At 65.5% G+C, this 25,377-nt stretch carries 27 protein-coding genes; 8 read left to right on the forward strand and 19 right to left on the reverse strand.

Features of this window, described 5'->3' with window-relative positions; translation table 11 throughout:
- Positions 1 to 68 precede the first annotated feature (68 nt).
- Together infB and ASF09_RS12840 are read right to left on the reverse strand one after the other, a co-directional pair.
- Positions 69 to 2,918 (reverse strand): translation initiation factor IF-2, encoded by a 2,850-nt coding sequence (gene infB / locus ASF09_RS12835; protein ID WP_060526576.1) that lies wholly within the window; start codon positions 2,916 to 2,918, stop codon positions 69 to 71.
- Positions 2,915 to 3,661, reverse strand: a complete 747-nt coding sequence (locus ASF09_RS12840; protein WP_060526577.1) for a DUF448 domain-containing protein — start codon at positions 3,659 to 3,661, stop codon at positions 2,915 to 2,917. The genes infB and ASF09_RS12840 overlap by 4 nt, the downstream gene beginning before the upstream one ends.
- 113 nt (positions 3,662 to 3,774) lie before the next feature.
- On the opposite strand from ASF09_RS12840, the gene ASF09_RS12845 reads away from it, so the two are divergent.
- Entirely contained in the window at positions 3,775 to 4,083 is a 309-nt protein-coding gene (locus ASF09_RS12845; protein WP_060526578.1) for a GIY-YIG nuclease family protein, read from the forward strand.
- Positions 4,084 to 4,210: 127 nt separating this feature from the next.
- On the opposite strand, the gene ASF09_RS12850 is transcribed toward ASF09_RS12845, so the two are convergent.
- Genes ASF09_RS12850 through rimP form a run of 3 tightly spaced genes read right to left on the reverse strand, consistent with a single transcriptional unit; the run spans position 4,211 to position 6,851 of the window.
- Positions 4,211 to 4,450, reverse strand: a complete 240-nt coding sequence (locus ASF09_RS12850) for a tautomerase family protein (protein WP_055881134.1) — start codon at positions 4,448 to 4,450, stop codon at positions 4,211 to 4,213.
- Positions 4,450 to 6,255, reverse strand: coding sequence for a transcription termination factor NusA (nusA, locus tag ASF09_RS12855; protein WP_082444284.1), 1,806 nt, complete (start codon positions 6,253 to 6,255; stop codon positions 4,450 to 4,452). Before nusA ends, ASF09_RS12850 begins: the two co-directional genes overlap by 1 nt.
- On the reverse strand, positions 6,255 to 6,851 hold the full coding sequence (rimP, locus tag ASF09_RS12860) for a ribosome maturation protein RimP (RefSeq protein WP_056051561.1): 597 nt from the start codon (positions 6,849 to 6,851) through the stop codon (positions 6,255 to 6,257). Before rimP ends, nusA begins: the two co-directional genes overlap by 1 nt.
- 178 nt (positions 6,852 to 7,029) lie before the next feature.
- Here rimP and ASF09_RS12865 point away from each other — a divergent pair, with 178 nt between their 5' ends.
- Positions 7,030 to 8,154 carry a PQQ-dependent sugar dehydrogenase gene (locus ASF09_RS12865; RefSeq protein WP_082444285.1) on the forward strand — a complete coding sequence of 375 codons (1,125 nt, stop codon included), beginning with the start codon at positions 7,030 to 7,032 and terminating at the stop codon, positions 8,152 to 8,154.
- 125 nt (positions 8,155 to 8,279) lie between these two features.
- Here the strand turns inward: ASF09_RS12865 and ASF09_RS12870 are convergent, their stop codons facing one another.
- Together ASF09_RS12870 and ASF09_RS12875 are read right to left on the reverse strand one after the other, a co-directional pair.
- The gene (locus ASF09_RS12870; protein WP_060526579.1) at positions 8,280 to 8,669 is read right to left on the reverse strand and encodes a PaaI family thioesterase; all 390 of its coding nucleotides are present in this window, start codon (positions 8,667 to 8,669) and stop codon (positions 8,280 to 8,282) included.
- Positions 8,666 to 9,121 (reverse strand): PaaI family thioesterase, encoded by a 456-nt coding sequence (locus tag ASF09_RS12875; protein WP_060526580.1) that lies wholly within the window; start codon positions 9,119 to 9,121, stop codon positions 8,666 to 8,668. The genes ASF09_RS12870 and ASF09_RS12875 overlap by 4 nt, the downstream gene beginning before the upstream one ends.
- A gap of 105 nt (positions 9,122 to 9,226) precedes the next feature.
- On the opposite strand from ASF09_RS12875, the gene ASF09_RS12880 reads away from it, so the two are divergent.
- Positions 9,227 to 10,009, forward strand: coding sequence for a crotonase/enoyl-CoA hydratase family protein (locus ASF09_RS12880; RefSeq protein WP_060526581.1), 783 nt, complete (start codon positions 9,227 to 9,229; stop codon positions 10,007 to 10,009).
- Positions 10,010 to 10,349: 340 nt separating this feature from the next.
- Here ASF09_RS12880 and ASF09_RS12885 read toward each other — a convergent pair whose 3' ends face one another.
- The 11 genes from ASF09_RS12885 to ASF09_RS12935 form a co-directional block, all read right to left on the reverse strand.
- Entirely contained in the window at positions 10,350 to 10,715 is a 366-nt protein-coding gene (locus tag ASF09_RS12885; protein ID WP_235529819.1) for a hypothetical protein, read from the reverse strand.
- Entirely contained in the window at positions 10,715 to 11,131 is a 417-nt protein-coding gene (locus tag ASF09_RS12890) for a hypothetical protein (RefSeq protein WP_156359353.1), read from the reverse strand. The genes ASF09_RS12885 and ASF09_RS12890 overlap by 1 nt, the downstream gene beginning before the upstream one ends.
- A 40-nt stretch (positions 11,132 to 11,171) precedes the next feature.
- On the reverse strand, positions 11,172 to 11,897 hold the full coding sequence (gloB, locus tag ASF09_RS12895) for a hydroxyacylglutathione hydrolase (RefSeq protein WP_060526583.1): 726 nt from the start codon (positions 11,895 to 11,897) through the stop codon (positions 11,172 to 11,174).
- Positions 11,898 to 11,904: 7 nt separating this feature from the next.
- The gene (locus ASF09_RS12900; protein WP_060526584.1) at positions 11,905 to 12,321 is read right to left on the reverse strand and encodes a VOC family protein; all 417 of its coding nucleotides are present in this window, start codon (positions 12,319 to 12,321) and stop codon (positions 11,905 to 11,907) included.
- A 145-nt stretch (positions 12,322 to 12,466) separates the two neighbouring features.
- Entirely contained in the window at positions 12,467 to 13,288 is an 822-nt protein-coding gene (locus ASF09_RS12905) for a tetratricopeptide repeat protein (RefSeq protein ID WP_156359354.1), read from the reverse strand.
- Positions 13,285 to 14,052, reverse strand: coding sequence for an alpha/beta fold hydrolase (locus ASF09_RS12910; RefSeq protein ID WP_060526585.1), 768 nt, complete (start codon positions 14,050 to 14,052; stop codon positions 13,285 to 13,287). Before ASF09_RS12910 ends, ASF09_RS12905 begins: the two co-directional genes overlap by 4 nt.
- 20 nt (positions 14,053 to 14,072) lie before the next feature.
- Positions 14,073 to 15,014: an alpha/beta fold hydrolase gene (locus ASF09_RS12915; protein WP_060526586.1), complete on the reverse strand. Its 942-nt coding sequence runs from the start codon at positions 15,012 to 15,014 to the stop codon at positions 14,073 to 14,075.
- Positions 15,011 to 15,220 carry a helix-turn-helix transcriptional regulator gene (locus ASF09_RS12920; RefSeq protein WP_060526587.1) on the reverse strand — a complete coding sequence of 70 codons (210 nt, stop codon included), beginning with the start codon at positions 15,218 to 15,220 and terminating at the stop codon, positions 15,011 to 15,013. Before ASF09_RS12920 ends, ASF09_RS12915 begins: the two co-directional genes overlap by 4 nt.
- On the reverse strand, positions 15,217 to 15,621 hold the full coding sequence (locus ASF09_RS12925; protein ID WP_060526588.1) for a hypothetical protein: 405 nt from the start codon (positions 15,619 to 15,621) through the stop codon (positions 15,217 to 15,219). The genes ASF09_RS12920 and ASF09_RS12925 overlap by 4 nt, the downstream gene beginning before the upstream one ends.
- 190 nt (positions 15,622 to 15,811) lie before the next feature.
- On the reverse strand, positions 15,812 to 16,069 hold the full coding sequence (locus ASF09_RS12930; protein WP_443025019.1) for a DUF6356 family protein: 258 nt from the start codon (positions 16,067 to 16,069) through the stop codon (positions 15,812 to 15,814).
- Positions 16,070 to 16,092: 23 nt separating this feature from the next.
- A complete protein-coding gene (locus ASF09_RS12935) occupies positions 16,093 to 17,490 on the reverse strand; it encodes a UDP-N-acetylmuramate--L-alanine ligase (RefSeq protein WP_060526589.1) in 1,398 nt (465 codons plus the stop codon).
- Between the two features lie 52 nt (positions 17,491 to 17,542).
- Here ASF09_RS12935 and ASF09_RS12940 point away from each other — a divergent pair, with 52 nt between their 5' ends.
- The gene (locus ASF09_RS12940; protein WP_060526590.1) at positions 17,543 to 18,358 is read left to right on the forward strand and encodes an LD-carboxypeptidase; all 816 of its coding nucleotides are present in this window, start codon (positions 17,543 to 17,545) and stop codon (positions 18,356 to 18,358) included.
- 155 nt (positions 18,359 to 18,513) lie between these two features.
- Here the strand turns inward: ASF09_RS12940 and ASF09_RS12945 are convergent, their stop codons facing one another.
- Positions 18,514 to 18,972 (reverse strand): hypothetical protein, encoded by a 459-nt coding sequence (locus ASF09_RS12945; protein ID WP_156359355.1) that lies wholly within the window; start codon positions 18,970 to 18,972, stop codon positions 18,514 to 18,516.
- Between ASF09_RS12945 and ASF09_RS20365 the strand changes: the two genes are divergently transcribed.
- The 4 genes from ASF09_RS20365 (at position 18,965) to ASF09_RS12960 (ending at position 25,223) form a co-directional block, all read left to right on the forward strand.
- Positions 18,965 to 19,135 (forward strand): hypothetical protein, encoded by a 171-nt coding sequence (locus ASF09_RS20365; RefSeq protein ID WP_156359356.1) that lies wholly within the window; start codon positions 18,965 to 18,967, stop codon positions 19,133 to 19,135. The two genes, ASF09_RS12945 and ASF09_RS20365, sit on opposite strands and share 8 nt — an antisense overlap.
- A gap of 76 nt (positions 19,136 to 19,211) precedes the next feature.
- Complete coding sequence (gene thrS / locus ASF09_RS12950; RefSeq protein ID WP_060526592.1) at positions 19,212 to 21,200, forward strand: threonine--tRNA ligase; 1,989 nt, start codon at positions 19,212 to 19,214, stop codon at positions 21,198 to 21,200.
- 121 nt (positions 21,201 to 21,321) lie between these two features.
- Positions 21,322 to 21,840, forward strand: coding sequence for a translation initiation factor IF-3 (infC, locus tag ASF09_RS12955; RefSeq protein WP_056051537.1), 519 nt, complete (start codon positions 21,322 to 21,324; stop codon positions 21,838 to 21,840).
- A gap of 464 nt (positions 21,841 to 22,304) precedes the next feature.
- Positions 22,305 to 25,223 carry a TonB-dependent receptor gene (locus ASF09_RS12960; protein ID WP_060526593.1) on the forward strand — a complete coding sequence of 973 codons (2,919 nt, stop codon included), beginning with the start codon at positions 22,305 to 22,307 and terminating at the stop codon, positions 25,221 to 25,223.
- Positions 25,224 to 25,377 lie beyond the last annotated feature (154 nt).

The raw sequence follows: 25,377 nt of genomic DNA on the forward strand, positions 1-25,377 counted from the left end.
CACGAACGCTGTCGCGCGGTACCGCCCCTCACCCAACCCTCTCCCCGCGGGGGAGAGGGCTCTAGGCCTCAAAGCGTGCGTTCGCGCATCTCGACTTCGAACGTCTCGAGGACGTCGCCGGCCTTGATGTCGACGAAGTTCGACGTGAACGTCACGCCGCACTCGAGCCCCGCACGGACCTCGGCGACATCATCCTTGAAGCGACGCAGCGATGCGATTTCGCCCTGGTAGATGATGACGTCGTTGCGCGTGATGCGTGCCTTGAGCGCCTTGCGGATGTTGCCCTCGGTGACGAGCAGACCTGCCGCCTTGCCGTGCTTGCCCGCCGAGAAGACCTCGCGGATGTCGGCACGACCGACGACCGTCTCGAACGCTTCCGGCCCAAGCTCGCCAGCCATCCCCGCCCGGATCTCGTCGATCAGGTCGTAGATCACGTCGTAATACTTGAACGCGACCTTCTGGCGCTCGGCGATCTCGCGGGCCTTGGCGTTCGGACGAACGTTGAAGCCGATGATCGGAGCACCCGAAGCGGCCGCCAACGTGACGTCCGACTCGGTGATGCCGCCGACGCCCGAGCTCAGCACGCGTGCCTTGATCAGGTCGGTGGAGATCTTGTTGATCGCCCCGACGATCGCCTCGACCGTGCCTTGCGTATCCGCCTTCACGACCAGCGGATATTCGATCGCCTGCTTTTCCTTCAGCGCCGAGAACATGCTCTCGAGGCTGGCAGGAACCGAGGCGGTCCGCTTGTCGGTCTTCACGCTGCGACGATATTCCGCGACTTCGCGGGCGCGTGCCTCGTTCTCGACCACCTGGAACGGATCGCCCGCCTGCGGAACACCCGACAGACCGAGGACCTCGACCGGCATCGCCGGACCCGCTTCCTTGATCTGCTTGCCCTTGTCGTCGACCAGCGCGCGGACCTTGCCGCTCTCGCCGCCGACCACGAAGATGTCGCCGACCCGCAGCGTACCGCGGTTGACGAGGATCGTCGCGACCGGGCCACGACCCTTGTCGAGCTTGGCCTCGATCACCGTACCCTCGGCCGCGCGATCCGGATTGGCGCGCAGTTCGAGCAGTTCGGCCTGGAGCTGGATCTTCTCGATCAACGCATCGAGACCGATCTTCTTCGTCGCGGAGACTTCGACGTCCTGGACGTCGCCGCCCATGTCCTCGACCACGATCTCCTCGCTCAGCAGGCGCTCGCGCACCTTCTGGGCATTGGCGCCTTCCTTGTCGATCTTGTTGATCGCGACGATCATCGGCACGCCCGCCGCCTTGGTGTGGGCGATCGCCTCCACCGTCTGCGGCATCAGGCCGTCGTCCGCCGCCACCACCAGGATGACGATGTCGGTGACGTCCGCGCCACGCGCACGCATCTGCGTGAACGCCTCATGGCCCGGGGTGTCGAGGAAGGTGATCTTCGACTTGTCCTTCAGCGTGACCTGGTACGCGCCGATATGCTGGGTGATGCCACCCGCTTCGCCGCGCACCACGTCGGTGCCGCGCAGGGCATCGAGCAGCGACGTCTTGCCGTGATCGACGTGACCCATGATCGTGACGACCGGGGCACGCGGCTTCAGCGTCTCCTCGGCATCGTCAATCGTGTCGTTGGCCAGATCCTGGTCGACATCGCTGACGCGCGTCAGGTTGTGGCCGAACTCGGTGACGAGCAACTCGGCGGTATCCTGGTCGATCGTCTGCGTCATCGTGACGGGCATGCCCATCTTGAACAGCGCCTTGACGAGGTCAGCACCCTTTTCGGCCATGCGGTTGGCGAGTTCCTGCACCGTGATCGCCTCTGGGACGACGACATCGCGGATCTGCTTGGCCTGCGCCTCGCGCGGACCACCGGTGCCACGACGCTCCTTCTCGCGCGCACGCTTCAGCGCGGCGAGCGAGCGAGCGCGTGCACCATCACCATCGCCGAGTGCGCGGTTGACGGTGAGCTTGCCCGAGGTGCGACGATCGTCACCCTTGCGGTCACGCTGCTGCGGACGCGCGGGGACAGCGTCGCGACGGACGCCACCGGCCGGAGCATTGACACCGGTCGCGCCGGGACGCGCCGCGGTCGTGCCGGCATTCGCAGCCGTGGTCGGCGCTGCGGCAGCGGGTGCCGCGACAGGCTTTGGCGGCGGCGGAGGACGCTCGGGACGCGCCACCGGCGAGAACCGGCGCGGTGCCGGGAACGCCGGATCGCGGGTCAGTTCAATGACGGGCGGCGGTGCCGGCGGAGCGACAGGCGCGGGTGCAGGCTTTGGAGCCGGCGCAGGAGCAGCCACTACCGGAGCAGGCTTCGGTGCAGGCGCAGGAGCCGCGGCAACCGGTGCCGGGGCAGGCGCCGCAGCAACGGAGGCTTCGACCGGCGCAGGCGCTGGCGTCGGAGCCGCGACCGGAGCGGGAGCCGCTTCGACCACAGGGGCCGGTGCGGGCGCAGGAGCCTCGACCGGCTTCGGCGCCTTGGCTTCAGCCTCGGCACGCGCACGATCGGCGACGCGATTACGCTCGTCTTCGATCGCCTTGGCCCGTTCGGCTTCCTGGCGACGACGCCCTTCCTCCAGCGTGTTCATGCGCTGCTCTTCGGCCTCGCGGAGCAGCTTGGCCTGGCGCTCCTGCGGCGACAGATTGCTCTGCTGCTGACGCACGGGGGCGGGCGCAGGCTGCGGTGCACGCGCCTGCGGTGCCGGGGCTGCGGGGGCAGCCGCCGGGGCGGGCGCGGCAACCGGTGCGGCATCCGCGACCTGCACGTCGGGCTCGCCCGGACGGCGCAGGACGCGCGCGCGCTTGGTTTCCACGATCACCGTATTCGATCGGCCGTGGCTGAAGCTCTGCTTCACCTGGCCGGTCTCGACCGTGCGCTTCACACCCAAAGGTGCGCGCATGCCAAGTTTCGGCTTCTCGTTGTCCGTGTCGCTCACTCAAATTCCTCAGTCATGTCCACGGCCGGGCGTGTTCCGGTCGATCCGGACGCCTGTTGTATCGGTGGCGCCCCATTTTGTGGTGACGCCGATGCGCCCTGCGAGGCCGTTTCGCAAGACACGGAAGAAGGTTCGGGGCCGATAAAATGCAGCCAACGGTCGAGCGCTTCGCTCACCCGCTTTGCTGCAGCGCGGTCGGTCAGGCCAATGTGTACCACATTTTCCCGCCCCAGCGCCAACGCCAATATGGTGCGCGATACCGGGAGTGCCAACCCCCGCAAACCCGAGCCCTCGACATCGTTGCCGATGCGCCACGCCTGATCGAGCTTGCGGTTGCCGTCCTCGGCCGCGTCGGACGCGTGATACAGCGCCTTCAGCTTGCCCTGGCGCGCGTTCTGCTCGATCCGGTCGGAGCCGATCAGCACCGTGCCGGAGCGCGATTCGAGCCCGAGCCGGTCGAGCGCGTTACGCTCCAGCGCGGATTCGATCTTGGCGGGAAGCTCGGGATCGATGGTGAACTCGCCGGTCTTGAACGCGCGGGAGAGAGCGCCCTTGAGCTTGCCCTTCTTGATCGCGGCTTCGAGTTCGACTCGCGTGACGCCGATCCATGCGCCGCGGCCCGGAGCCTTGGCGCGCACGTCGGGAAGGATCTGGCCATCGGGCGACAACGCGAGTCGCACGAGGTGCGGCCGCACGTCGCGCTCACCCGAGAGGATGCACTTGCGGATGGGTTCGTCGGTCATGCGGCGATCCCTTCGGTACGCGGATAGGTGTATGCCGGAACAAGCCCGGCATGACGTAATACCTCGTCACCCCGGACTTGTTCCGGGGTCCACGGTGCTGCACTCTCCAAGCCATGAGGAACAGACAGCCCTGCGTCTATATCCTCTGTAACGCCTACAATGGCACGCTGTACGTCGGCGTCACGTCCAACCTTATCGGCCGCATCCTCCAGCACCGCGAAGGCACCTTCGAAGGCTTTACCAAACGCCACGGCATCATCCGCCTGGTCTGGTACGAAATGGCCGACACGATGGAAGCCGCCATCGCGTCCGAGAAGCGAATCAAGAAGTGGCACCGCGACTGGAAGATGAACCTGATCGAGAGAGACAATCCCCATTGGGACGACCTCGCCACTAGCCTCGGTCTCGAACCGCTGCCCTAACCCCCCGGCATGCCGGACTCGTTCCGGCATCCACGGTTCCGCTAACCCGCCGGCCGTAGAGAATGCCGACCGGTGGACCCCGGAACAAGTCCGGGGTGACGGAGAAGAGGTGGTACGTCCTAGCGCCTCATCGGGAGGGTTCCGCATGTGCGTCCTCCTGCGCTGGAGTCGTCTTTGGAGCGTCGCGGTCGACCAGCAGCTGGCCGCCCGCGCCGTAATTCTCGGTCGAGACCTCTTCGATCACGATCTGCACCGCAGCCGGGTTCTTTCCCAGCCGCTGCACGAGCGACTGGGTGACGTCGGCGACGATGCCGGACTTCTGGTCCTTGGTGGCGGACCCCGAGATGCGGATGCTGACGAAGGGCATCAGGCCTTGTCGCCCTCGCTCTTCGTGTCGGTCTTGTCCGCCGCGTCTTCAACCGAAGCGTCCTCGACCGAAGCGTCGTCCGCCGAAGCGTCCTCAACCACGGCTTCGTCGGCCGTCGTCTCTTCAGTCGCAGCGTCCTCGACAACAGCCTCCTCAACAACAGCGCCGTCAGCCGAAGCCTCTTCCACCGGAGTCTCGTCCGCCTCGACGTCGTCGGCCGAAGCCTCGGGCGCCTCGTCCTCGAACCAGTGCGCGCGAGCGGCCATGATGATCTCGTTGCCCTGCTCGTCGCTCAGGCCATATTCCGCGAGAATCCCGCCCTTGGGCTCAGGACGCTTCGGCGCATCTTCGTTGCGACGACGTGGCTCGACGCGCTTCTTCTCGACCAGTTCGTCGGTCGCCAGATCGGCGAGGTCGTCGAGCGTCTTGATACCCGCCTTGCCGAGCGTGACCAGCATCGCTTCGTTGAGATACGGCATGCCGGCCAGCGCGTCCTCGACGCCGAGCGCGGTACGCTCTTCGCGGCTCGCAGCGTCGCGACGCTCGAGCGCCTCGGTCGCACGGTTCTGCAACTCGCCCGCCAGATCCTCGTCGAAGCCCTCGATGCCGGCGATCTCTTCGACCTCGACATAGGCGACCTCTTCGAGGTTCGTGAACCCTTCGGCGACCAGCAGCTGTGCGAGCGTCTCGTCGACGTCGAGCTCCTTTTCGAACATCGCCGAGCGCTCGACGAAGTCCTTCTGGCGCTTCTCCGACGCATCCGCCTCGGTGAGGATGTCGATCGCCTTGCCGGTCAGCTGCGACGCGAGCCGCACGTTCTGGCCTCGACGACCGATCGCCAGCGACAGCTGGTCATCGGGAACGACCACCTCGATGCGCTCTTCTTCCTCGTCGATCACGACGCGCGACACGGATGCCGGCTGCAACGCGTTGACGACGAAGGTCGCGATGTCGGGCGACCAGGGGATGATGTCGATCTTCTCGCCCTGCATTTCCTGAACGACGGCCTGAACGCGGCTACCCTTCATGCCGACGCAAGCGCCGACCGGATCGATGCTCGAATCATGCGAGATGACGCCGATCTTCGCGCGCGAACCGGGATCGCGAGCCGCTGCCTTGATCTCGATGATACCGTCGTAGATCTCGGGCACTTCCTGCGCGAACAGCTTCTTCATGAAGTCCGGGTGCGCACGGCTGAGGAAGATCTGCGGCCCACGGTTCTCGCGGCGGACGTTGAGGATCAGCGAGCGGATGCGGTCGTTGACGCGCACTACTTCACGCGGGATCTGCGCGTCGCGGCGGATCACGCCCTCGGCGCGGCCCAGGTCGACGACGACATGGCCGAACTCGACGCGCTTGACGACGCCGGTGATGATCTCGCCCGCGCGGTCCTTATACTCTTCGAACTGGCGCTCGCGCTCGGCGTCGCGGACCTTCTGGAAGATGACCTGCTTGGCAGCCTGGGCGGCGATGCGGCCGAACTCGATCGGAGGCAGCGGATCGACGATGAAGTCGCCCAGCGCTGCGTCCTTCTGGAGCTTCTGCGCGCCCTTGACGTCGACCTGCTTGAAATAATCGTCGACCGCCTCGACCACTTCGACGACGCGCCACAAGCGCAGATCGCCGGTGTTCGGATCGAGCTTCGCGCGGATGTCGTTCTCGGCGCCGTAGCGCGAGCGGGCGGCGCGCTGGATCGCGTCCTCCATCGCCTCGATCACGATCGCCTTGTCGATCATCTTCTCCGACGCGACCGAATTCGCGATCGCGATCAGTTCCGCGCGGTTTGCGGTGACTGCCGTGGCCATCAATGCTGTCCTTCTTCGGTGTCGGCCTCGTGAGCATCGGGCTCATCGGTAGGCGTATCTTGATAGAAAACCTCGTCCGCGCCTTCGATCGAAAGCGGCGCGGTCGCGGCGATGAGACGGTCGGTCATGACGAGCTTGGCGTCTGCGACTTGCGAAAAGTCGATCGTCATGAGCTTGTGCTTGTTGACGTCGACGGTGATCTTCGTCCCCTCGACGCCCATCAAATTGCCCGAGATCTGCTTGCGATCCTCGAAAGGCTCGACGAGGCGGATGCGCGCCTCCTGGCCTTCCCAGTCTGCGAAGTCCTGGAGCCGGGTCAGCGGACGATCGATACCGGGGCTCGACACTTCCAGACGATACGCGTCCTCGCCGACCGGGTCCTTACCCTCGGCCTCGAGCGCATCGAACTTGTCCGAGATGCGGCGCGACAGCTCGGCGCAATCCTCGATCACCAGCTGGCGCGTGTCGGGACGCTCGGCCATCACCTGCAACGTCGGATCGGACTTGCCGCCCTGCATGCGCACGCGCACGAGGCTGAGGCCGAGCGCGGTCGCCTCGGGTTCGATCAGGTCGGTCAGCAGGGCGATATTCGCCATCGAAATTCCAAACAGGGCCAAAGCACAGGTGATTGCCGCCGCGGAGCAAGCCCCGCAGCCTCTTCATCTGGCGATGTAGAGAAGTGGTGCCTCTATACGCGGGGTGGCGCTGGTCCGCAAGCGGGAGCAACCTTCGTTTAGTACGCTGCGTTAGCGCAGGGATTTCCGGGAGAAGATCATGATTCGCAAAACGCTGTTCGCCACTGGGTTGCTGACAACCACGCTGCTCGCCTCGACCGCCTGTTCCGCGCAACCGGCCGCAGCGGGCAAGCCGTTCAAGGAGACGGTGGTCGCCGACTTCGATTCGCCCTGGGCGATGACGGTCCTGCCGGACAAGCGCATGCTGGTCACCGAGAAGAAGGGGGAGATGCTGCTCGTCTCCACCGACGGCAAGTCGCGCCAGACGGTCGCGACGCTCACGGTCGATTCGGCCGGGCAGGGCGGGCTGATGGACGTCGTCCTCGCACCCGACTTCGCGACCAGCCAGCGCGTCTATTTCAGCTATTCGACCGCAGGCGAGGGCGGCAAGGGCGTCGTCCTCGCACGCGGTCGCCTGCGTCCGGATGGTGGTGGCGGCACGCGTCTCGGCGAGATCGAGGCGCTGTTCAGCGCGCGGCCCTTCGTCGAAGGCAACGGCCATTACTCCGGCCGAATCGCGTTCTCGCCCGACGGCAAATACCTGTTCTTCACCAACGGCGAGCGCCAGAAATTCACCCCGGCGCAGGACCCGAAGATGACGCTCGGCAAGGTGTTGCGCCTCACGCTCGACGGCAAGCCCGCCCCCGGAAACCCGCTTGCGGCCAAGGGTTTCGCACCCGAGATTTGGAGCTACGGCCACCGCAACCTGCTCGGCATTGCGTTCGACAAGCAGGGCAATCTCTGGGAGCAAGAGATGGGGCCGAAGGGCGGCGACGAGGTCAATTTGATCAAGCCCGGCCTCAACTATGGCTGGCCCAACGCCTCGAACGGTAGCAACTACGACGGCTCGGATATCCCCGATCACAAGCCCGGTGACGGCTATGAGCCTCCTAAGGTGTTCTGGAACCCGGTCATCTCCCCCGGCGGCCTGATGATCTATTCGGGCAGCATGTTCCCGCAGTGGAAGGGCGACGCGTTCATTGGCGGGTTGTCCTCGAAGTCGCTGGTCCGCGTCCACCTCACCGGCACCAACGCGGCAAAAGGCGACCAATGGGACATGGGGGCAAGAATCCGCGAAGTCGAACAAGGCCCGGATGGCGCGATCTGGGTGCTGGAAGACGGCGGCGACTCACAAGGCCGCCTGATCAAACTGACCGCGAAGTAAGCCAAATTCCCCTCCCGCTTGCGGGAGGGGTCAGGGGAGGGCGCGACGTACGTACTGGCGTCCGGTCTGTGAGGCACACCCCTCCCCCGACCCCTCCCGCTAAGCGGAAGGGGAGCAGAAGCGCGCTAGTCCCGCACGATCAGGTAGTTCATCCGCGCAGCCGCAATCGGCTTCTCCCGCTCGTCCTGCCAGGCGGTCGCCTCGACATTCGCCACCCGCGTCCCCAACCGAGTCACCACGCCCGCCGCCCGCGTAGGCTTGTCCCGACCACCTCGCATGAAATCGACCGTGACGTTGACCGGCTTGATCCGCCCGCCACCTTCGGCCTCCAACGCATGCTGCAAAGCCGCAATCGCCGCCATCTCCAGCAACCCCGAAATCGCACCGCCATGCAGAAACCCCGGCCGCCCCAGCACGTCATCCGCAAACGGCATCAGCAGCACGGGTGGCGCGCCGTCCTCGGCTTCGACCGACACGCGGAGAATCTCGGCATAGGGAGGCAAGCCGATCGTCATGCCTCGATCCTTCTGTCGAGACCCATCCCGGCGACATCGCCCACCACCATGAAGGTCCCCGCGACATGCGCCAGCGGATCGTCCGGATCGCCGTCATGCGCCTGCCCGCGCACAAACGCGATGGAGCGCGTGATCCGGTAGCACTCGCCGCGCCCGATCACGGTCTTACCCGGTGTCGCCGGGCGCAGATAATCGACCCGCAGGTCGAGCGTCGCGTGCGGCACGAATGCTTGCCGCTTGATCCAGATCGCGAGACTCGTCGCCATGTCCATCATCGTGATGATCGGCCCCGACGCGATCACGCCGCTCGCCGGATCGCCGATCAGCCGTTCGTCATAGGGCAGCGCAAGCTCCGCCCAGTCGTCGCCATGCGCGTGATAGCGCATCCCCAGCGCGGCGCCGTGCCCGCCGAACCCGCGCGTCGCAAACCATTGTGGATTAAAACCAGCCATTGCCCGCCTCTACACGGCGGGTGGCCGCGCGCAACATTGCGGGCGCCGTTGCAGGTGGGCCCAGGCGCGGTTAGCGTTCGCGCAAAGATCAAGAGGATCGCCAGAATGAACGACCGGGTCACCCTCACCGTCACCGAAGGCATCGCCGACGTCCGCCTCGCGCGCGCCGACAAGATGAACGCGATCGACCCGGCGATGTTCGAGGGCATCGCCGCCGCGATCGACCGGCTCAAGGGAATGACCGAAGTGCGCTGCGTCGTCCTCTCGGGCGAGGGTAAGGCGTTCTGCGCTGGGCTGGACATGGCATCGATGGCGAATGGCGGATCGGGGCTGGGGCTCGGCGAAAGGACGGCGGAGGGTGCGAACCTTCCCCAGCAAGTCGCCTGGGGCTGGCGGACCTTGCCCATGCCGGTGATCGCCGCCATCCACGGCGTCGCGTTCGGCGGCGGATTTCAGATCATGTCCGGCGCCGACATCCGCATCGCTCACCCGCAAGCCCGCTTCGCGATCCGCGAGACCCATTGGGGCCTGGTCCCCGACATGGCCGGGATCGCCTTATGGCGCACGCTCGCCCGCGACGACGTGCTCCGCGAGCTCACCTACACCGCCCGCGAGTTCGATGGCGCGGAAGCGCTGCGGCACGGCTTCGTCACGCGTCTGTCCGAAGACCCGCTCGGCGAGGCGATCATGCTCGCCCGCGAGATCGCCGCGAGGAACCCCCACGCGATCCAAGGCTCGAAGCGCCTCTACAACCTCGCTGCGGATGCGGACGCGACCACGATCCTGCACGCCGAAACCGAAGAGCAACTGAAGGTCATCCGCACCCCGAACCAGATCGAACAGGTCCGCGCCAACATGGAAAAGCGCGCCGCGGTGTTCGCGGACTAAGCCCCCGTTGTCTGCACGAGAGTAACGCGCAGCCCGCACGGAAATAACGCGTATCCGTCATCCTGACGAAAGTCAGGACCCAGAGTTACTAGGGGAAGCGCGTGGCACTCTGGGTCCTGACTTTCGTCAGGATGACGGGGAAGGGGGATGATAATCGAGAGAGGTCACCTCGCTACCCACCACCCCGGCGAAGGCCGGGGCCCAGTTGGGGGCCGATAATAGTGGAGGACGGTACTTCGTTACAACGACCTTTCCAGCTGGGCCCCGGCCTCCGCCGGGGTTGTGCAGTTAGGTACGCTACGGAAATATTGGGGCGATGAACTTCCTACCCCGACACCCCCTACTTCACCTTGTCATACGGCGTGAAATCGCGAAACCGGCAATATCCCGACGGGATCGACATACCCACCGACACCGTCCGGAACCGATCGTTCCGGCACAATTGCCCGCCATAAACATCGACGATCAGCGTATCGAAGGGCCGCAGCGAAGGGCACTCGCCGACCGGCCCCGTCTTCCAGATCCGCTTGCCCGATTGCCGATACAGGATCGTATGCGCGTCGACGATCTCAGGCCCGTTGAGCTGCTGAAGATCGATGCACCGCACCGGCGCACCCGCAGTCCGTCCCGCCAACGGGTCCGACTTGCCCGCGCCGAGCATCCCCACCGTCAGCAGCGCCGCCGCCGCCAGAATCACCCCACGCATCACGGCTTCCGATACGGGATGAACGCGCCGAAGCTGCAACTCCCGGTCGGAAAGCGCGACGCCTGGTCGAACGTCTGCGCGATGTCGCCGCGGCACAGTTGCCCGGTCGGCGTCCGCGTCACGAGGATATCGCCGCGCGCGATGCCCTCGCATCCGCCCACGGTATCGCTGCGGTACACCAGCCCGCTGTTGACCCGGTACAGGATCGTCGCGCCGTAACCCGAGCTCTGCTTCTGCGGGAACTGGCTGATGCACGTCTCGGGCTTGCCCGGCACCAGTCCAGCGAGTTCCTTCGCCAGCTTTGCCTGCACCTCCGAGTCGCGCACCTGTGCACGCTCGACCTCCGCCTGGGTCTGCGTACACGCGCCAAGCACTACAGCCGGCAGCATCAAGAGTGGCAAGGTCCGCATACGCATCGCAACGCTCCTCAAAATCCCCGCCACCCTCATGCGCCCTTTATCCGCGAAACGCATCCTTCGCCGCACGATAGCGGGCTAGCTGCTCGACCGACGTCGCGCGCAGGAACGGATTGGTCGCCCGCTCGCGCCCGATCGTCGTCGGCACGGTAGGCTCGCCCTTCGCGCGCGCCGCATCGACCTCGACCATCCGCGCGACGATGTCCGCATTGTCCGGCTCGGCAACCAGCGCATACCGCCCGTTGCTCTGCGTATATTCATGCCCGCAGAACACCTCGGTCTCGTCCGACAGCGTCGCGTATCGCTGCATGTTCGCGAACATATCCTCCGGCGTCCCCTCGAATAGCCGGCCACACCCCATCGCGAACAGCGTGTCGCCGGTGAAGATCGCCGCATCGTCGGCAAAGTGGAACGCGATATGCCCCTGCGTATGCCCCGGCACCGTCATCACGGTCGCCTCGTGCGTACCAAGACGAACGACATCGCCTTCACCGACCTGCTCGTCGAGCGTCGGGATCTTGTCCGCCTCGGCCGCCGGGCCGACGACCGTCGCGCCGTACGCCTTCATCTCGGCATTCCCGCCGGTATGATCGGGATGCCAGTGCGTCGTCCACACCCGGTCGATCCGCCAGTCGCGCTTCTTCGCGGCGGCGATCACCGACCCCGCTTCACCCGGATCGACCACCACCGTCTCGCCCGAGACGGTGTCGTGGATCAGCCAGGCGTAATTGTCGGAAAGCACCGGCACGCGGACGATATCGAGCATCAGAGGCTTACCACTTGCCGGTGTTCGGCATCGACACCCACGGCTCGGCGGGATCGAGCGCACCGTCCGCCTGCAACAGCTCGATCGAGATGTTGTCGGGCGTCCGCACGAACGCCATGTGGCCGTCGCGCGGCGGCCGGTTGATCGTCACGCCCGAGTCCATCAGCCGCTGGCAAGTCTCGTAGATATTGTCGACGCGGTAGGCGAGGTGGCCGAAATTACGACCCTCGTCATACTCCTCGGGATCCCAATTGTGCGTCAGCTCGACCTCGGCGCCGTCGTCGCCGGGGACCGACAGGAAGATCAGCGTGAAGCGACCCTTCTCGTTCTCCATCCGCCGGACTTCCTTCAGCCCGAGCAGCTCGAAGAACGCGATCGTCTTCGCCGGATCGGTCACGCGGATCATCGTGTGGAGATATTTCATGCTCGCTCCGAGGGTTGTTCGGAAGCGCAGATAGGGATGGCTTGCGTGGCGTGAAAGGGTAGGGCTTCTAGGGAAGCTTGTTTCCCCGCGAAGGCGGGGACCCAGTCTGGGCTCCCGCCTTCGCGGGAGAACAAGGAAGCGGGCGCTAGCGCCCGATCGGCGCGCGGGGACGAGGATCGCTAGCCTGCCCGTCGAACTGCCGCAACGCCGCCACCGCACTCCGCCCCACCGGCGTATCCGGCGCCAACCGCGCCGCCTGACCCCACGCCGAACGCGCCCCGGCCTCGTCGCCCGTCAGCGCAGCGATATTCCCGGCCTCCAGCTGTACCGAAGCATCGTCCGCCGATCGCTTCAACGCTTCGCCGATATCCTTCTTCGCCCGCGCCGGATTCCCCTCGCGCCGCGCCAGCGTCGCCGACAACAGCCACGCCAGCGGATCGTCCGCGGCATTGGTCAGCGCCAGGTCGATATCGGTCCGCGCCGACTCCAGATCGCCCGTCGCCACCAGAGCCCGCGCATGATCGAGCTGAGCCTCACCCAGCGGCAAACCGGTCAACGTTCCCGCGGTCAGCGCGGAATCGAGCGCTGCCCGCGCCTTGGCCGGATCCGCCGCTGCGAGCCACGCATTTCCCGCCTGCGCCCAATAGGTCGCCGCGCCGGCATTCTTGGCGAGTTGCGCCGCCCGCGCGGCCTCCTCGAACTCGCCCGCCGCCGCCGGCCACGCCTTCTCCGCCGCATAGGCGAGCCCGGCACATTCGCGCGCGGCGAAGCGCCCGCCTGCGATCCGCCACCGCGCCGCCTCGGCCCGCGCGGCTGCGGGATCGGTCTGGACGAGCGCGATACAGCGCCGCAACCGGTCGACCCGGATGTCGAGCGGCCCGGCCTGCGCCGGTGCCAAGCCGGAGGTCTGGCCAGTGGCTTGGCCAGCGGTCTGAGCGGCAGCGAAAGCGAGCAAAATGAAGATCATAGGGCGGCGATCACATCCTCGACCGCCCGGATGATGAGGGAAATGTCGCTGTCGCGCGACAGGCGGTGGTCACCGTCCTTGACCAGCCACGTCTGCACATCGGCTGAACGCAACAGCTCGGCGAGGCGCGCGGTGCGGTGCCACGGCACGTCCGGATCGCGCTGTCCCTGGACCAGCCGGACCGGCCCGTCGAACGCGATCTCGCCGAACATCAGCCGGTTCGCCTCACCCGACGACCAGAATGCGCGGGTATAGACCGTCGGTTCGGGGCCGTAGGGGTTCTTGCGCTCGAGCCTCCCGTTGCTGAGCAGCGTCATCTTCTCGTCGGTGGTGAAGCCCCAGTCGGTGAAGTCGGGCGCTGGAGCGATCCCGACCAACCCCTTGACCAGGTCGGGGCGCAGCTTGGCCACCATCAGCATTAGCCACCCGCCCAGCGACGATCCTACCAGGATCGCGGAGCCTTCGGCGAGTGCGTCGATCATCGCCAGTACGTCGTCGCGCCAGTCGACCAGCGTCTGGTCCTCGAACGCCCCCTCGCTCTGCCCGCACCCGCCATAATCGAACCGCAGGAACGCACGCCCCTCGGACTTCGCCCAAGCCTCCAGCGTCACCGCCTTGGTGCCGTTCATGTCGGAGGCATAGCCCGACAGGAACACCAGAGTCGGACCTGTCCCAGGCGTGTGATGATAGGCGAGGCGAGGGCGCTCCTTGACGGGGGCTTTGACGGGGGGCGTCGGTGCAGGCGGCGTGGCGATGTCGGTCATGCCGACACCTTAGCCGCCCCTCAGTCGCGGAGAAAGGCGTCGAGTGCAGCCTGGAACGCGGCAGGCTGATCCAGCATCACGAAGTGCGCCGCATCGCCGATATCGACGAAGGTTACCTGCGGTGCAGTGGCATAGGCCTTCCGATAGAGCGCGTCGGCAACCGGCTTGGTCGGTCCGACCGCGTTCCACGGATAGACCAGCGTGATCGGGGCTGCGATCGACGCCATAGCGGGACGCAGGTCGGTGATCAGGTCCTCGTACATCGCCTGCGCCGCGACGCGCGCATCCGCCTTCGCCGCCCAGCCGGCGACCGCCGCGCGAGAGGCGGGCTTCAGTGCCATGCGCTCGGCAAGCGCCGCGTTCGCCGCCAAGTTGGCCGGCTTGCCGTACGCCGCGGCCATGCCCGCGCGCATCGCCTTGGCCTGCGGTTCGAGCGCCGCCACGGTCGCACCGGGTGCGAAGATCTCGCCGATATACGGTAGCGAATCGACGATCATCAGCTTGCCGACGTCTTCCGGATGCGCCTTGGCCAGCATCAACGCGACCAGGCCGCCCATCGAATGCCCGACGATCGCGGGCTTGCCGAGCTTCGACCCAGTGATCGACGTGGCAGTCAGCGTGTGGAGGTCGGCGACGATCCCGTCGAGAATGCCCGACGACAGGTTCGCGCGCGGATCGTCGCCGCCGAAGCCGTTGACCTGCACCACATACACTCGGTGTGACTTGGCGAGCGTGGGAACGACGCCCGCCCATACCGCGCGCGGCGACGACAGCCCCGGAATAAGGATCACCGGCGTGCCCTTGCCGATCGTCTGCACCGAGATATGCGGCATCTGCGTCGCGCCCGCCTCGACCTTTGGCGCGGCCGCGGGGGCAGACTGCGCATCGCTTCCGACGGGATGCAGGGCAATCATCAGCGTGACCACGGTGGCGGCAAGGCGGGCTTTGAGGTGCGCAATCATGTCACGGGCTCCTCCGACGGGCTGGTGAAGATATCCTCGATCGCCAGCCCGAACAGTTCGGCAATCTTGAACGCGAGCGGCAAAGACGGATCGTAGCGTCCCGTCTCGATCGCGTTGACGCTCTGCCTTGACACTTCGAGGCGCTCGGCGAGATCGCCCTGGCTCCAGTCCCGTTCGGCGCGCAGCACCTTGAGGCGGTTTTTCACGCCGGGCGCCGAATTGCCACGATATTATACCCCCAGCCGATCCACAGCCCGGCGAACCATAGCACCGCCGCGTAATAGGACACGATGTGCGGGACCAACCCGAAGCCTTCGAGAAAGCCCCATGCGGTCATGACGCTGACCATGAACCCACTGGCGATCAGCGACTGACGGATCATCAACATGCGCAGATACTCGTCGGTTTCCTCAACCATATATTGGCCAAGCGCAACGAAAGTGCCGATCAGCGGCACCGCGGGCAGCAACGCTGCGACATAGGCGATCGGACCATGCAGCGCCCCGCGCCAGAACAGGGCGACGATCGCGACCAGCAACACCGCGTAGACAAGGCCGAGCGGCAGGATGCGGCGGTAATAACGGCGGATTGCCGGGTTCATGAGCATGGCACGCGTCCTTATCGAATCGGTAAAGGAAGCTTGTCACTCACCCCCGAGCATGTCAACCACGCTTTCCGTTAAGCGAAGGTAGCTTGTCACTAGGCGCGGCTATCCAGCCCACGCAAACGCGTTCTAGGTGTGACTTTATCGTAACCTTAGGCCGTGCGCCTGTCCGCGCGGCACCTGTCTCACCGCGTCAGATGATGAACTCGACCGTCTTCATCTGCGTCTGATCGGCCGCCACCGCGCCGCGCTTCTCGACCATCTGCCGGTGCAGTTCGGCGACCGTGTCGCTCCCGCGCGTCTTGCACCACGCGGGCACGAACGCATGGACCAGCGCACCGAGGCCGCCCTTGATCATCGTCATGCCGAACCGCCCGGCGACGCCGAAATGCTCGGTGTAACTCTCGCCGACGGTGTCGGGGTGGTCGAGGAACAGGCGGCGGAACATCATTGGTCTCCTAAGCGGTGAGCGTATCACCGCGCGGCCAAGGCGTCGACCATGCCGCTGGCGAGCACGCTCAGCGTGTCGTCGCGCGCGCCCATCACGACGATGCGGTCGCCCGGACGCGCTTCCGCGACCAGCGCCGCGGCGGCTTCGGCCCGGTCGGCGATGTGCCGCGCGTCCCGACCACCCTCGACGATCTGCGCGACGATATCCGCGCTGGTGACCTCCCGCGCGACCGTCCCGCCGTAATAGGCCGGGTCGGGGAGGACGAGGACATCGTCCGCCGCCATCCGCTCGACGAAGGTGGCGACGAGTTCGCGGCCCATCACCTTCAGCGGGCCATAGCCGTGCGGCTGGAAGAATAGCAGCAAGCGCCCGGGGAACGCGTGAAGCGTGTCGAGCGTGGCGGCAATCTTGTCCGGGTTATGCCCGAAATCGTCGATCACCGAGACGCCGCTCGCCTCGCCGACCAGATCGAACCGGCGGCGCAGGCCCGTGAACCCCGCAATCGCCTTGACCGCATCGGCCAGCGATACGTCCGCCGCCATCGCCGCACCGATCGCGGCGAGCGCGTTCGACACGTTGTGGCGGCCGGGGACGGCGAGCTTCACCGGCGTCCGCACGCCGCGCGAGACGATGTCGAAGCGGATCGCGAACGGTTCGGGCTTGAGGTTCTCGGCACGCAGATCGGCCGACGCATCGATCGCGAATGTCGTGACATGACCACGTGGCAGGCGCGAGGCGAGCGCGGCGGCGTCGGGATCGTTCGCGTTCACCACCGCGGTCTCGGCCTTGGCGATGAAGTCCCCGAACAGCACGCGCAGTTCCTCCAGCGACTTGTGGTCGAGGCTGACGTTGTTGAGCACCGCGATCTTCGGTGCATAGCCAGCGATCGATCCGTCGCTCTCGTCCACTTCGCTGACGAACGCGTCGCCTTCTCCGACCAGCGCACTCGCGAACGGCGCGTCGGGCGTGGCGAAGTTCTTCATCACCGCCCCGTTCATCACCGTCGGATCGCGCCCGACCGCATGCAGGATCCAGCCGATCATGCCCGTGACGGTCGACTTGCCGCTCGTCCCCGCCACCCCGATCGGCAGCCGGCTGTCGTTGAATAGCGACGCCAGCATTGTCGCACGGGTAGAGCGCGTGCAGCCCAGCGCATCCGCTGCGATCATGTCGGGCACGCTCGCCTCGATCGCCGCCGAGGCAATGACGAGCTGATCGGCCGAGACGATCCCGCTGCCATCCTGCGGGAACAGCGCGACGCCTTTTGCGGCGAGGTCGTCGAACTTGGCAGGCACGCGGCCCTGGTCGAGGTTGCGGTCCGAACCCGCGACGGTCGCGCCGCGGCCCGCGAGGATCATCGCGAGCGGCATCATGCCGCTGCCGCCGATACCGACGAAGAAACAGGGTTTGCTGATATCCATCGGCCCGCGATATGGGCGGTTTGGTAACGGGGCAAGGTCGGGAACACGAACAATGCGCATCGGTGTCCTCGCCGCGTCGAGCCGGACCAATCCCGCGGCGATCGCCAAGATCACGGCGTATGCTGCTAGCGCGTTCCCCGAGGTCGAGCTGGTCTTCCACCCGCAATGCCTGGAGACCGACGGCCATTTCGCCGGTTCCGATTTTCGGCGGGCGGGGGCGTTCCTCGAATATGCCAACGATCCGGCGTTCGATGCCCTCTGGTTCCTGCGCGGCGGCTACGGTGCGAACCGCATCCTCGCGATGGTCATGCCCGAGCTCGGCCGTGCGGCGCGGCACAAGACGTATCTCGGCTATTCCGACGTCGGCTTCCTGCTCGGCGCGCTCTACGCACGGCGGATCGGGCGGCCGGTGCACGGGCCGATGGTCAGCGACATCAACCGGCATGACGGCGAGGCGACGGTAGCGCGGTCGCTAGGCTGGATGGTGCACGGCGATCGGGCTGGACTGGAACCGGGGCTCGATGGGCGGCCGTCAGCCGCATTCAACCTCAGCATCCTGACCTCGCTGATCGGCACGCCGTGGCTGCCTGATCTTACCGATCACGTGCTGATCGTCGAGGAGGTGTCGGAGCCGCTGTACGCGATCGACCGCATGCTGTTCAAAGTCGCCAACGCCACGCAGTTGAAGGGGATTGCGGGGCTGCGGCTGGGTGCGGTGACGGCGGTGCAGGAGAATGATCCGCCCTGGGGCGAGACGCTAGACTACATGATGATCCGCTGGTCGCGGGATATGGGGGTGCCGTATCTGGGGCGGGCGGAGATCGGGCATACGCAGGCGAACCATGTGGTGCCGTTCGGGGTGGTTTGAGCGGGGCCTCACATTTCAAAATTGCTAGCGTCACCCCGGCGGAGGCCGGGGCCCAGTTGGAAAGGTGGAGGTAACCGAGCGCGCCCTCCGTTAGCGACGTTCCCCACCTGGGCCCCGGCCTCCGCCGGGGTGGTGCTCTTTCCCGAAAGTACGGTTTACCTAACTGCCGCCGGATCGATCACCTGCATTCCCCCGAACCGCATTTTCGGCTGGCCCGGCAGCGTATAGCTCCCCGCCACCTGCTCCACCGCCCAGGCGCGCAGATTCGCCACCACCTCGACCCGCTGCAAGCGATCCCGCTCGCCCATGAACACCACCAGATCCTCGCGCCGATTGCAGTCGCGCGTGTCCGCGGTCGCGCACGGCGAATACAGGATCGCCAGCGCCACGATCTTTCCGGCCGGATCGAGCACCGCTGCGCCCTTCTCCGGACAACTATGCGCCCGGCACGCGGTGAAGCGGTACAGCGCCCCGATCCGGGTCGGTTCGTCGGGCGGCCCATGCAGGACCTCGATCTGCTGATCCGCGACATCGCCGTTCGCATAAAGATACGACGCCTTGCGCTTGCCGATGAACCGCCGGACTGCGGCGGTGAACGCGGGCGCCGTGATCAACTGGTTCGTATCGCGGCAGGCTGCCAACTTCGTCGGCGCGCATATCGCAGCAGGGCCCGCAGCAGGCGCGGCAGCGGCAGACAACATCATCAGCAGACCCAGCATCGCACTCTCCCAATACGCCCAGGCACTCTCCAATCCGGCGCATGTCCGTCTGGAGTAGCCCTGTGCGCGTATCACCTTATATACACGCCGTGCGCGGATCGGTCCGCGCACGTCATCCCGAGAGAAAGTCTCCCATGTCTGCAATGTTCCGAATCACGCTGCCCGACGGTTCCGTCCGCGAGGTTGCGCCCGGGACTACCCCCGCGGATGTCGCCGCGGCGATCGGCCCGGGCCTCGCCAAGGCCGCGCTCGCCGCGCGTATCGACGGGCAGGTGCGAGACATCAACCGGCCGTTCGAGGGCGATACCGCACTCGCGCTGGTGACCGCACGCGACGAGGCGGATGCGCTCGAACTCGTCCGCCACGATCTCGCGCACGTGATGGCCGAAGCGGTGCAGCACCTCTTTCCCGGCACGCAGATCACCTTCGGTCCTGCCACCGACGACGGCTTCTACTACGACTTCGCGCCGAAGGATCGCCCGTTCACCGACGAGGACCTGCCCGCGATCGAAGCCGAGATGCGTGCGATCATCGCCCGGAACGAGCCGTTCCTGCGCGAGGTCTGGTCGCGCCAGCAGCTGATCGATCGCTGGACGCAGCAGGGCGAGAGCTTCAAGGCCGAATGGGCCGCCGAACTCCCCGAGGGCGAGGAACTGACGATCTACCGCCAGGGCGAGTGGCTCGACATGTGCCGCGGGCCCCACATGGCGTCGACCGGGAAGCTCGACCCCGCCGCGTTCAAGCTGACGCGCGTCAGCGGCGCCTATTGGCGTGGCGACCAGAAGAACGCGATGCTCTCCCGCATCTACGGCACCGGCTGGCTCAACAAGAAGCAACTCGACGCGCATCTGTTGCGGATCGAGGAAGCGGCCAAGCGCGACCATCGCCGTATCGCGCAGGAAATGGACCTGTTCCATCTCCAGTCCGAAGCGCAGGGCTCGGTGTTCTGGCATCCCAAGGGCTGGGTGATGTGGCGGCAGCTCGAGGCGTATATGCGCCGCAAGCTCGACGCCGCTGGCTATGCCGAGATCAAGACGCCGCAGTTGATGGACGCCAAGATGTGGGAGGCGTCGGGCCATTGGGGCAAGTTCCGCGAGAACATGTTCGTGGTCCCCGACGAGGTGCCGGGCATCGATCCGAACGCCCCCGTGCTGACCGGCAAGGGCGACTTGATGGCGCTCAAGCCGATGAACTGCCCCGCCCACGTCCAGGTCTTCCGCCAGGGGATCAAGTCGTACCGCGACCTGCCGCTGCGGCTCGCCGAGTTCGGCTGCTGCCACCGCAACGAGCCGCACGGCGCGCTGCACGGCATCATGCGCGTCCGCCAGTTTACGCAGGACGACGCGCACATCTTCTGCACGCCCGAGCAGATCGTCGCCGAGACGCGCGCATTCTGTGAGTTGCTAGACGCGGTGTACCGCGACCTGGGTTTTGCCGATTACATGGTGAAGCTTGCGTTGCGCCCCGACAATCGCGCCGGCGACGACGCGCTGTGGGATCGCGCCGAGGGCGATTTGCGCGAGGCGTTGACGCTTGCCGGGCTGATGGAGGATCGCTTTCAGTTCGAGGAGCTGCCGGGCGAGGGGGCGTTCTACGGTCCGAAGCTCGAATTCCACCTGACCGACGCGATCGGCCGGACGTGGCAGTGCGGCACGTTGCAGCTCGATTACGTGCTGCCCGAGCGACTCGACGCGTCGTACGTGGGCGCGGATGGCGAGCGGCATCGCCCGGTCATGCTTCACCGCGCGATCCTCGGCACGTTCGAGCGCTTCCTCGGCATCCTGATCGAGCATCATGCCGGTCGCTTCCCGCTCTGGCTCGCGCCGGTACAGGCGGTCGTCGCGACGATCGTCTCGGATGCCGACGAGTATGCCGAGCAGGTTGCGGCGAAGCTGAAGGCGGCCGGGATCCGCGTCGAAACCGACCTCCGCAACGAGAAGATCAACTACAAGGTGCGCGAGCACAGCCTCGCGAAGGTGCCGAACCTGCTGGTTGTCGGCAAGCGTGAGGCCGAGGAGGGCAAGGTCGCGCTGCGCATGCTCGGCAGCCAGGCACAAACCATCCTGACGCTCGACGAGGCGATCGCGCGTCTTGCGGTCGAGGCACGCGCACCCGATATGTGATCCAACGGGGCCGGCTATTCGCCATCTGTTCGGGCGGGCGTTTCTGCGCTATAGACTGGCCCAAATATTGTCTGAAACTTCAGGAGCAACCCCCATACGTCCTCCCACGATACGCCGGCCGATGCAGACGCCCGCAATGAACGGCCCGCGATTCAACGAATTCATCCAGAGCCAGAAGGTCCGCGTGATCGATCACGAGGGCGAGAATCTGGGCGTGATGTACACGCGCGAAGCGATCGAGCAGGCAGCCGAGCATGGCCTCGACCTGGTCGAAGTGTCGCCTAACGCCGATCCACCCGTCGCCAAGTTCCTCGATGTCGGCAAGTTCAAGTACGAGGCGCAGAAGAAGGCGAACCTCGCACGCAAGTCGCAGAAGACGCAGGAGATCAAGGAGATCAAGATGCGTCCGAACATCGACGACCATGACTACGACACGAAGATGAAGAAGGTGAACGACTTCATCGGCGAGGGCGACAAGGTCAAGATCACGTTGCGATTCCGCGGTCGTGAACTCAGCCATGGGCAGCTCGGCATGAATTTGTTGAAGCGTGTCCAGGACGACGTCGCGGAGATCGCCAAGATCGAGGCGTATCCGCGCATGGAAGGCCGCCAGATGCTGATGGTGCTCGCACCGAAGTAACTGCGCGGCGGCTTCTTGCCGCGACGATGTGAAGTATGAAAGGCTGGTTGGTCCCAACGGACTGGCCGGCCTTTTTGTTGTCTGCAATTCCTCCGGGCACGTATCGGTCGGGCGACGGGAGCGTCCAGCTGGTCGCCATCGCGGCGATTCGCAGGGCCGGGGTCAAGGCCGCACCCATGTTTCGCTGCCAAACATATCGTGTGCTGCCTGTCACCTGCGGCGGCCTCGAGGCGGGGCGTCAGTCTGCTCCGAGCTCGCTGGTAACGGCATGTAACGCCGCCGGACAAAACGTTGCAATTTGAAACTAGGGTTTGGCCGCTGCCGCGGTGTGGCGGTTTGGAGACACGATCTTCGAAAATCTATTTCCGTCTGCGGAAATTACTAGACGCGCAGGGCGTAATCTCTCTACCAATGCTCCAAACCATAAGTTCGAAAACATTCGAACACATCAGGAGAGAGTGCCGATGCGTATGATCGCATATCTGTTGTCCGCTGCTGCGACCGCGGCCATTGTAACACCGGCACTCGCGCAGCAGTCGACCTCGACAGTCGAGGCGCAGGCCACGCCATCGCAGGGAACGGCGAACGCATCGGTCGCAGGCCAGACCAATGCGGCGACGGATGCTGACACGACGCGTGCGGCCAGCGCGGCAACCGATGCCGACGCCGGGGTCAATGCGAACGACATCGTGATTACCGCGACCCGCCGCTCCGAGCGTCTGTCGAACGTACCGATCGCGGTCTCGGCAGTCGGTCAGGAAGCGTTGCAGAATTCCGGCGGCAGCGACATCCGCTCGCTCAACCAGCTCGCGCCCTCGCTGCTCATCTCGTCGACCGGTAACGAATCGAACGCGTCCGCGCGTATTCGCGGAATCGGTACGGTCGGCGACAATCCCGGCCTCGAAAGCTCGGTCGCGGTCTTCATCGATGGCGTCTACCGCAGCCGCACCGGCGTCGGCCTCAACGAACTGGGCGAGATCGACCGCGTCGAGGTTCTGCGCGGCCCGCAAGGCACGCTGTTCGGTCGCAACGCCTCGGCGGGTCTCATCAACATCATAACCCGCTCGCCCGAGTTCGACTGGCACGGCAACGCCGAGGCGACCTATGGCAATTACGATCAGAAGCGCCTCGCTGGCGGCATCACCGGTCCGCTGATCGCCGACAAGCTCGCCTTCCGCGTCGACGGCGTCTTTGTGAAGCGCGACGGTTTCTACAAGAACGTCACGGCGGCGAACGGCAGCGAAAGCCGCGTCAACGACCGTGATCGCTATTTCGTCCGCGGGCAGCTGCTGTTCAAGCCGACCGAGACCTTGAGCTTCCGCCTGATCGGCGACTATTCGCACCGCAAGGAAAGCTGCTGCGGTGCGGTCTATTACAACCAGGTCGAAACGACCGACCCTACGCCGAACGCGGCGGGCGTCGCGCCGTTCTTCGGAACGGTCAACGCGGATGGCGCGGTGGTCAACAACGCCACCAACCGCATCGTCGATATCCTGCGTCGGCAGGGCGCGGCGTTCCCGCTGGCCGGCAATAGGCCCGATCCGTTCAACCGCGATGTCGCGATCACGCCGGGTCAGACGTTCCGGAATACGACCAAGGATTATGGCGGCTCGTTGCAGGCCGATTGGGATCTCGGCGGCGCCACGCTGACGTCGATCACGTCGTATCGCCAGTACAAGTCGGGCAATGCCGGCGATGTCGATTACACTAACGTCGACCTCACGCACCGCGCGGGCGACGGCAACGCGTACCGCCAGTTCAAGACCTTCACGCAGGAAGCGCGCCTGCAGGGCTCGCTGTTCAACGATAAGCTCGACTGGCTGGTCGGCGGCTTCTACTCGAACGAGAAGCTGAAGCTGGTCGATAACGTCGTCTTCGGCGCGCAATACGGGCAATTCGCTGCCTGCCGCCTCGTCGCGACGGTCAGCCCGGTTGCCGCGCTCCAGAACCAGAACAATCCGGGCTGCATGAGCGCCGCTGGACGCGCAACGATTGGCGGCGCCTTTGGCCCGGCAGGTGGCCTGATCACGTCGGCACTCGATCGTCTGACCGGCGGTCCAGGACTTGGCGGCGGCGTGAACAACGTTGGCGACTCGGGCTCGATCTATCGCCAGAAGAGCGAGAACTATGCGTTCTTCACGCACAACATCCTGCATCTGACCGATACGTTGTCGCTGACCGGTGGTCTGCGCTACACGCACGAAACGAAGAAGTTCAACGCCAAGTTCAACAACAACAACACCGTCTGCCCGATCCAGCAGGCGGCACTCGCGCCGCTGACGCTGACGCAGAGCGGCGCTACGGGGTTCGCGCAGGGCATCGTCACGCTGACCTGCACGGGTAACTCCAGCCCCGCGCTGAACGCCTTGAACCTGAACGACAGCTTCGGCGACGGCGAATTCACCGGCACCGCGGTCCTGTCGTGGAAGCCGTTCACCAAGTTGCTCACCTACGCATCGTACGCGAAGGGCTACAAGGCGGGTGGCTACAACCTCGATCGCTCGGATCTGGGTGGCGTCAACGGCGTGCTCTCGCCGCGTAGCAACGCCGATGCGTCTGGCCTGCGCTTCAATGCCGAGAAGGTGAACAATTACGAGATCGGCGCGAAGTTCAACACGCGTGGTTTCACCTTCAATGTCGCCGCGTTCCGTGAAGAGTTCACCGACTTCCAGCTCAACACCTTCAACGGCTCGATCTTCGTCGTTCAGAACATCGAGGCGTGTAAGGACAATCTCAACGGGCTCGACAGGGACAACGGCTTCAACCCGGTTACTGGCGCGCAGACCGGGACATGCCCGACCAACCGATCGAAGAAGCCTGGCGTGATCTCGCAGGGCGTCGAGCTGGAAGCGACGATGTCGCCGATCAAGCAGGTCACGTTCACCGCGGGCTACACCTATGCCGACACGCATTTCCGCAAGAACCTGATCGGCAGCTCGACGACCGGCGAAGCGCTCGATCGCGCACTCTTCCTGCTCCCGGGCAGCCAGCTGTCGAACGCACCCAAGAACGTCGTCACCACGTCGTTTGCCTGGACTCCGGATATCGGTGCTAACGGCATGTCGGGCCTGTTCTACGTCGATAGCCGCCTGTCATCCGACTATAATACGGGATCGGACTTGGCCCCGGAGAAGAAGCAGGACGGCTTCGCGGTGGTCAACGCGCGCGTAGGCTTGCGCGGCAAGGACCAGGTCTGGGCGCTCGAATTCTGGGCGCAGAACGTGTTCAACAAGAACTACATCCAGGTGGCGTTCAACACGCCGTTCCAGGGTGCGGGATCGTCGGCCAACGTTGCAGCCTATGGCGGCACCGGCAACGCGCTCTACTCGGCATTCCTCGCTGAGCCCCGTACCTACGGCCTGACGCTGCGCTCGCGCTTCTGATCGGGAAAAAACGCGTAACGAAAAGCCGGTCTGCACTTCGGTGCAGGCCGACTTCTTCGTGTTCCTCTTCGTCATTCCCGCGGAGGCGGGAACCCAGACTGGCAAACCCTGCGGTAGCATCGCGAACGTTTGAGAATATGGGTCCCCGCCTGCG

This window comes from Sphingomonas sp. Leaf242, assembly GCF_001422045.1.
GTDB lineage: Bacteria > Pseudomonadota > Alphaproteobacteria > Sphingomonadales > Sphingomonadaceae > Sphingomonas.

Excerpts from the sequence above, each read along its gene's own strand:
- gloB (WP_060526583.1), bottom strand. The coding sequence starts at position 11,897 with ATGCTCGATATCGTCCGCGTGCCGGTGCTTTCCGACAATTACGCCTGG.
- ASF09_RS12915 (WP_060526586.1), bottom strand. The coding sequence starts at position 15,014 with ATGATTGCGCACCTCAAAGCCCGCCTTGCCGCCACCGTGGTCACGCTG.
- ASF09_RS12890 (WP_156359353.1), bottom strand. The coding sequence starts at position 11,131 with ATGCGTATGCGGACCTTGCCACTCTTGATGCTGCCGGCTGTAGTGCTT.
- ASF09_RS12930 (WP_443025019.1), bottom strand. The coding sequence starts at position 16,069 with ATGATGTTCCGCCGCCTGTTCCTCGACCACCCCGACACCGTCGGCGAG.
- thrS (WP_060526592.1), top strand. The coding sequence starts at position 19,212 with ATGTCTGCAATGTTCCGAATCACGCTGCCCGACGGTTCCGTCCGCGAG.
- ASF09_RS12880 (WP_060526581.1), top strand. The coding sequence starts at position 9,227 with ATGAACGACCGGGTCACCCTCACCGTCACCGAAGGCATCGCCGACGTC.
- ASF09_RS12885 (WP_235529819.1), bottom strand. The coding sequence starts at position 10,715 with ATGCGTGGGGTGATTCTGGCGGCGGCGGCGCTGCTGACGGTGGGGATG.
- rimP (WP_056051561.1), bottom strand. The coding sequence starts at position 6,851 with ATGGCGAATATCGCCCTGCTGACCGACCTGATCGAACCCGAGGCGACC.
- ASF09_RS12935 (WP_060526589.1), bottom strand. The coding sequence starts at position 17,490 with ATGGATATCAGCAAACCCTGTTTCTTCGTCGGTATCGGCGGCAGCGGC.
- ASF09_RS12905 (WP_156359354.1), bottom strand. The coding sequence starts at position 13,288 with ATGATCTTCATTTTGCTCGCTTTCGCTGCCGCTCAGACCGCTGGCCAA.
- ASF09_RS12900 (WP_060526584.1), bottom strand. The coding sequence starts at position 12,321 with ATGAAATATCTCCACACGATGATCCGCGTGACCGATCCGGCGAAGACG.
- ASF09_RS12845 (WP_060526578.1), top strand. The coding sequence starts at position 3,775 with ATGAGGAACAGACAGCCCTGCGTCTATATCCTCTGTAACGCCTACAAT.
- ASF09_RS12925 (WP_060526588.1), bottom strand. The coding sequence starts at position 15,621 with ATGCTCATGAACCCGGCAATCCGCCGTTATTACCGCCGCATCCTGCCG.
- ASF09_RS12875 (WP_060526580.1), bottom strand. The coding sequence starts at position 9,121 with ATGGCTGGTTTTAATCCACAATGGTTTGCGACGCGCGGGTTCGGCGGG.
- ASF09_RS12960 (WP_060526593.1), top strand. The coding sequence starts at position 22,305 with ATGCGTATGATCGCATATCTGTTGTCCGCTGCTGCGACCGCGGCCATT.
- ASF09_RS12850 (WP_055881134.1), bottom strand. The coding sequence starts at position 4,450 with ATGCCCTTCGTCAGCATCCGCATCTCGGGGTCCGCCACCAAGGACCAG.
- ASF09_RS12940 (WP_060526590.1), top strand. The coding sequence starts at position 17,543 with ATGCGCATCGGTGTCCTCGCCGCGTCGAGCCGGACCAATCCCGCGGCG.
- ASF09_RS12865 (WP_082444285.1), top strand. The coding sequence starts at position 7,030 with ATGATTCGCAAAACGCTGTTCGCCACTGGGTTGCTGACAACCACGCTG.
- ASF09_RS12840 (WP_060526577.1), bottom strand. The coding sequence starts at position 3,661 with ATGACCGACGAACCCATCCGCAAGTGCATCCTCTCGGGTGAGCGCGAC.
- ASF09_RS12910 (WP_060526585.1), bottom strand. The coding sequence starts at position 14,052 with ATGACCGACATCGCCACGCCGCCTGCACCGACGCCCCCCGTCAAAGCC.
- nusA (WP_082444284.1), bottom strand. The coding sequence starts at position 6,255 with ATGGCCACGGCAGTCACCGCAAACCGCGCGGAACTGATCGCGATCGCG.
- infC (WP_056051537.1), top strand. The coding sequence starts at position 21,322 with ATGCAGACGCCCGCAATGAACGGCCCGCGATTCAACGAATTCATCCAG.
- ASF09_RS12870 (WP_060526579.1), bottom strand. The coding sequence starts at position 8,669 with ATGACGATCGGCTTGCCTCCCTATGCCGAGATTCTCCGCGTGTCGGTC.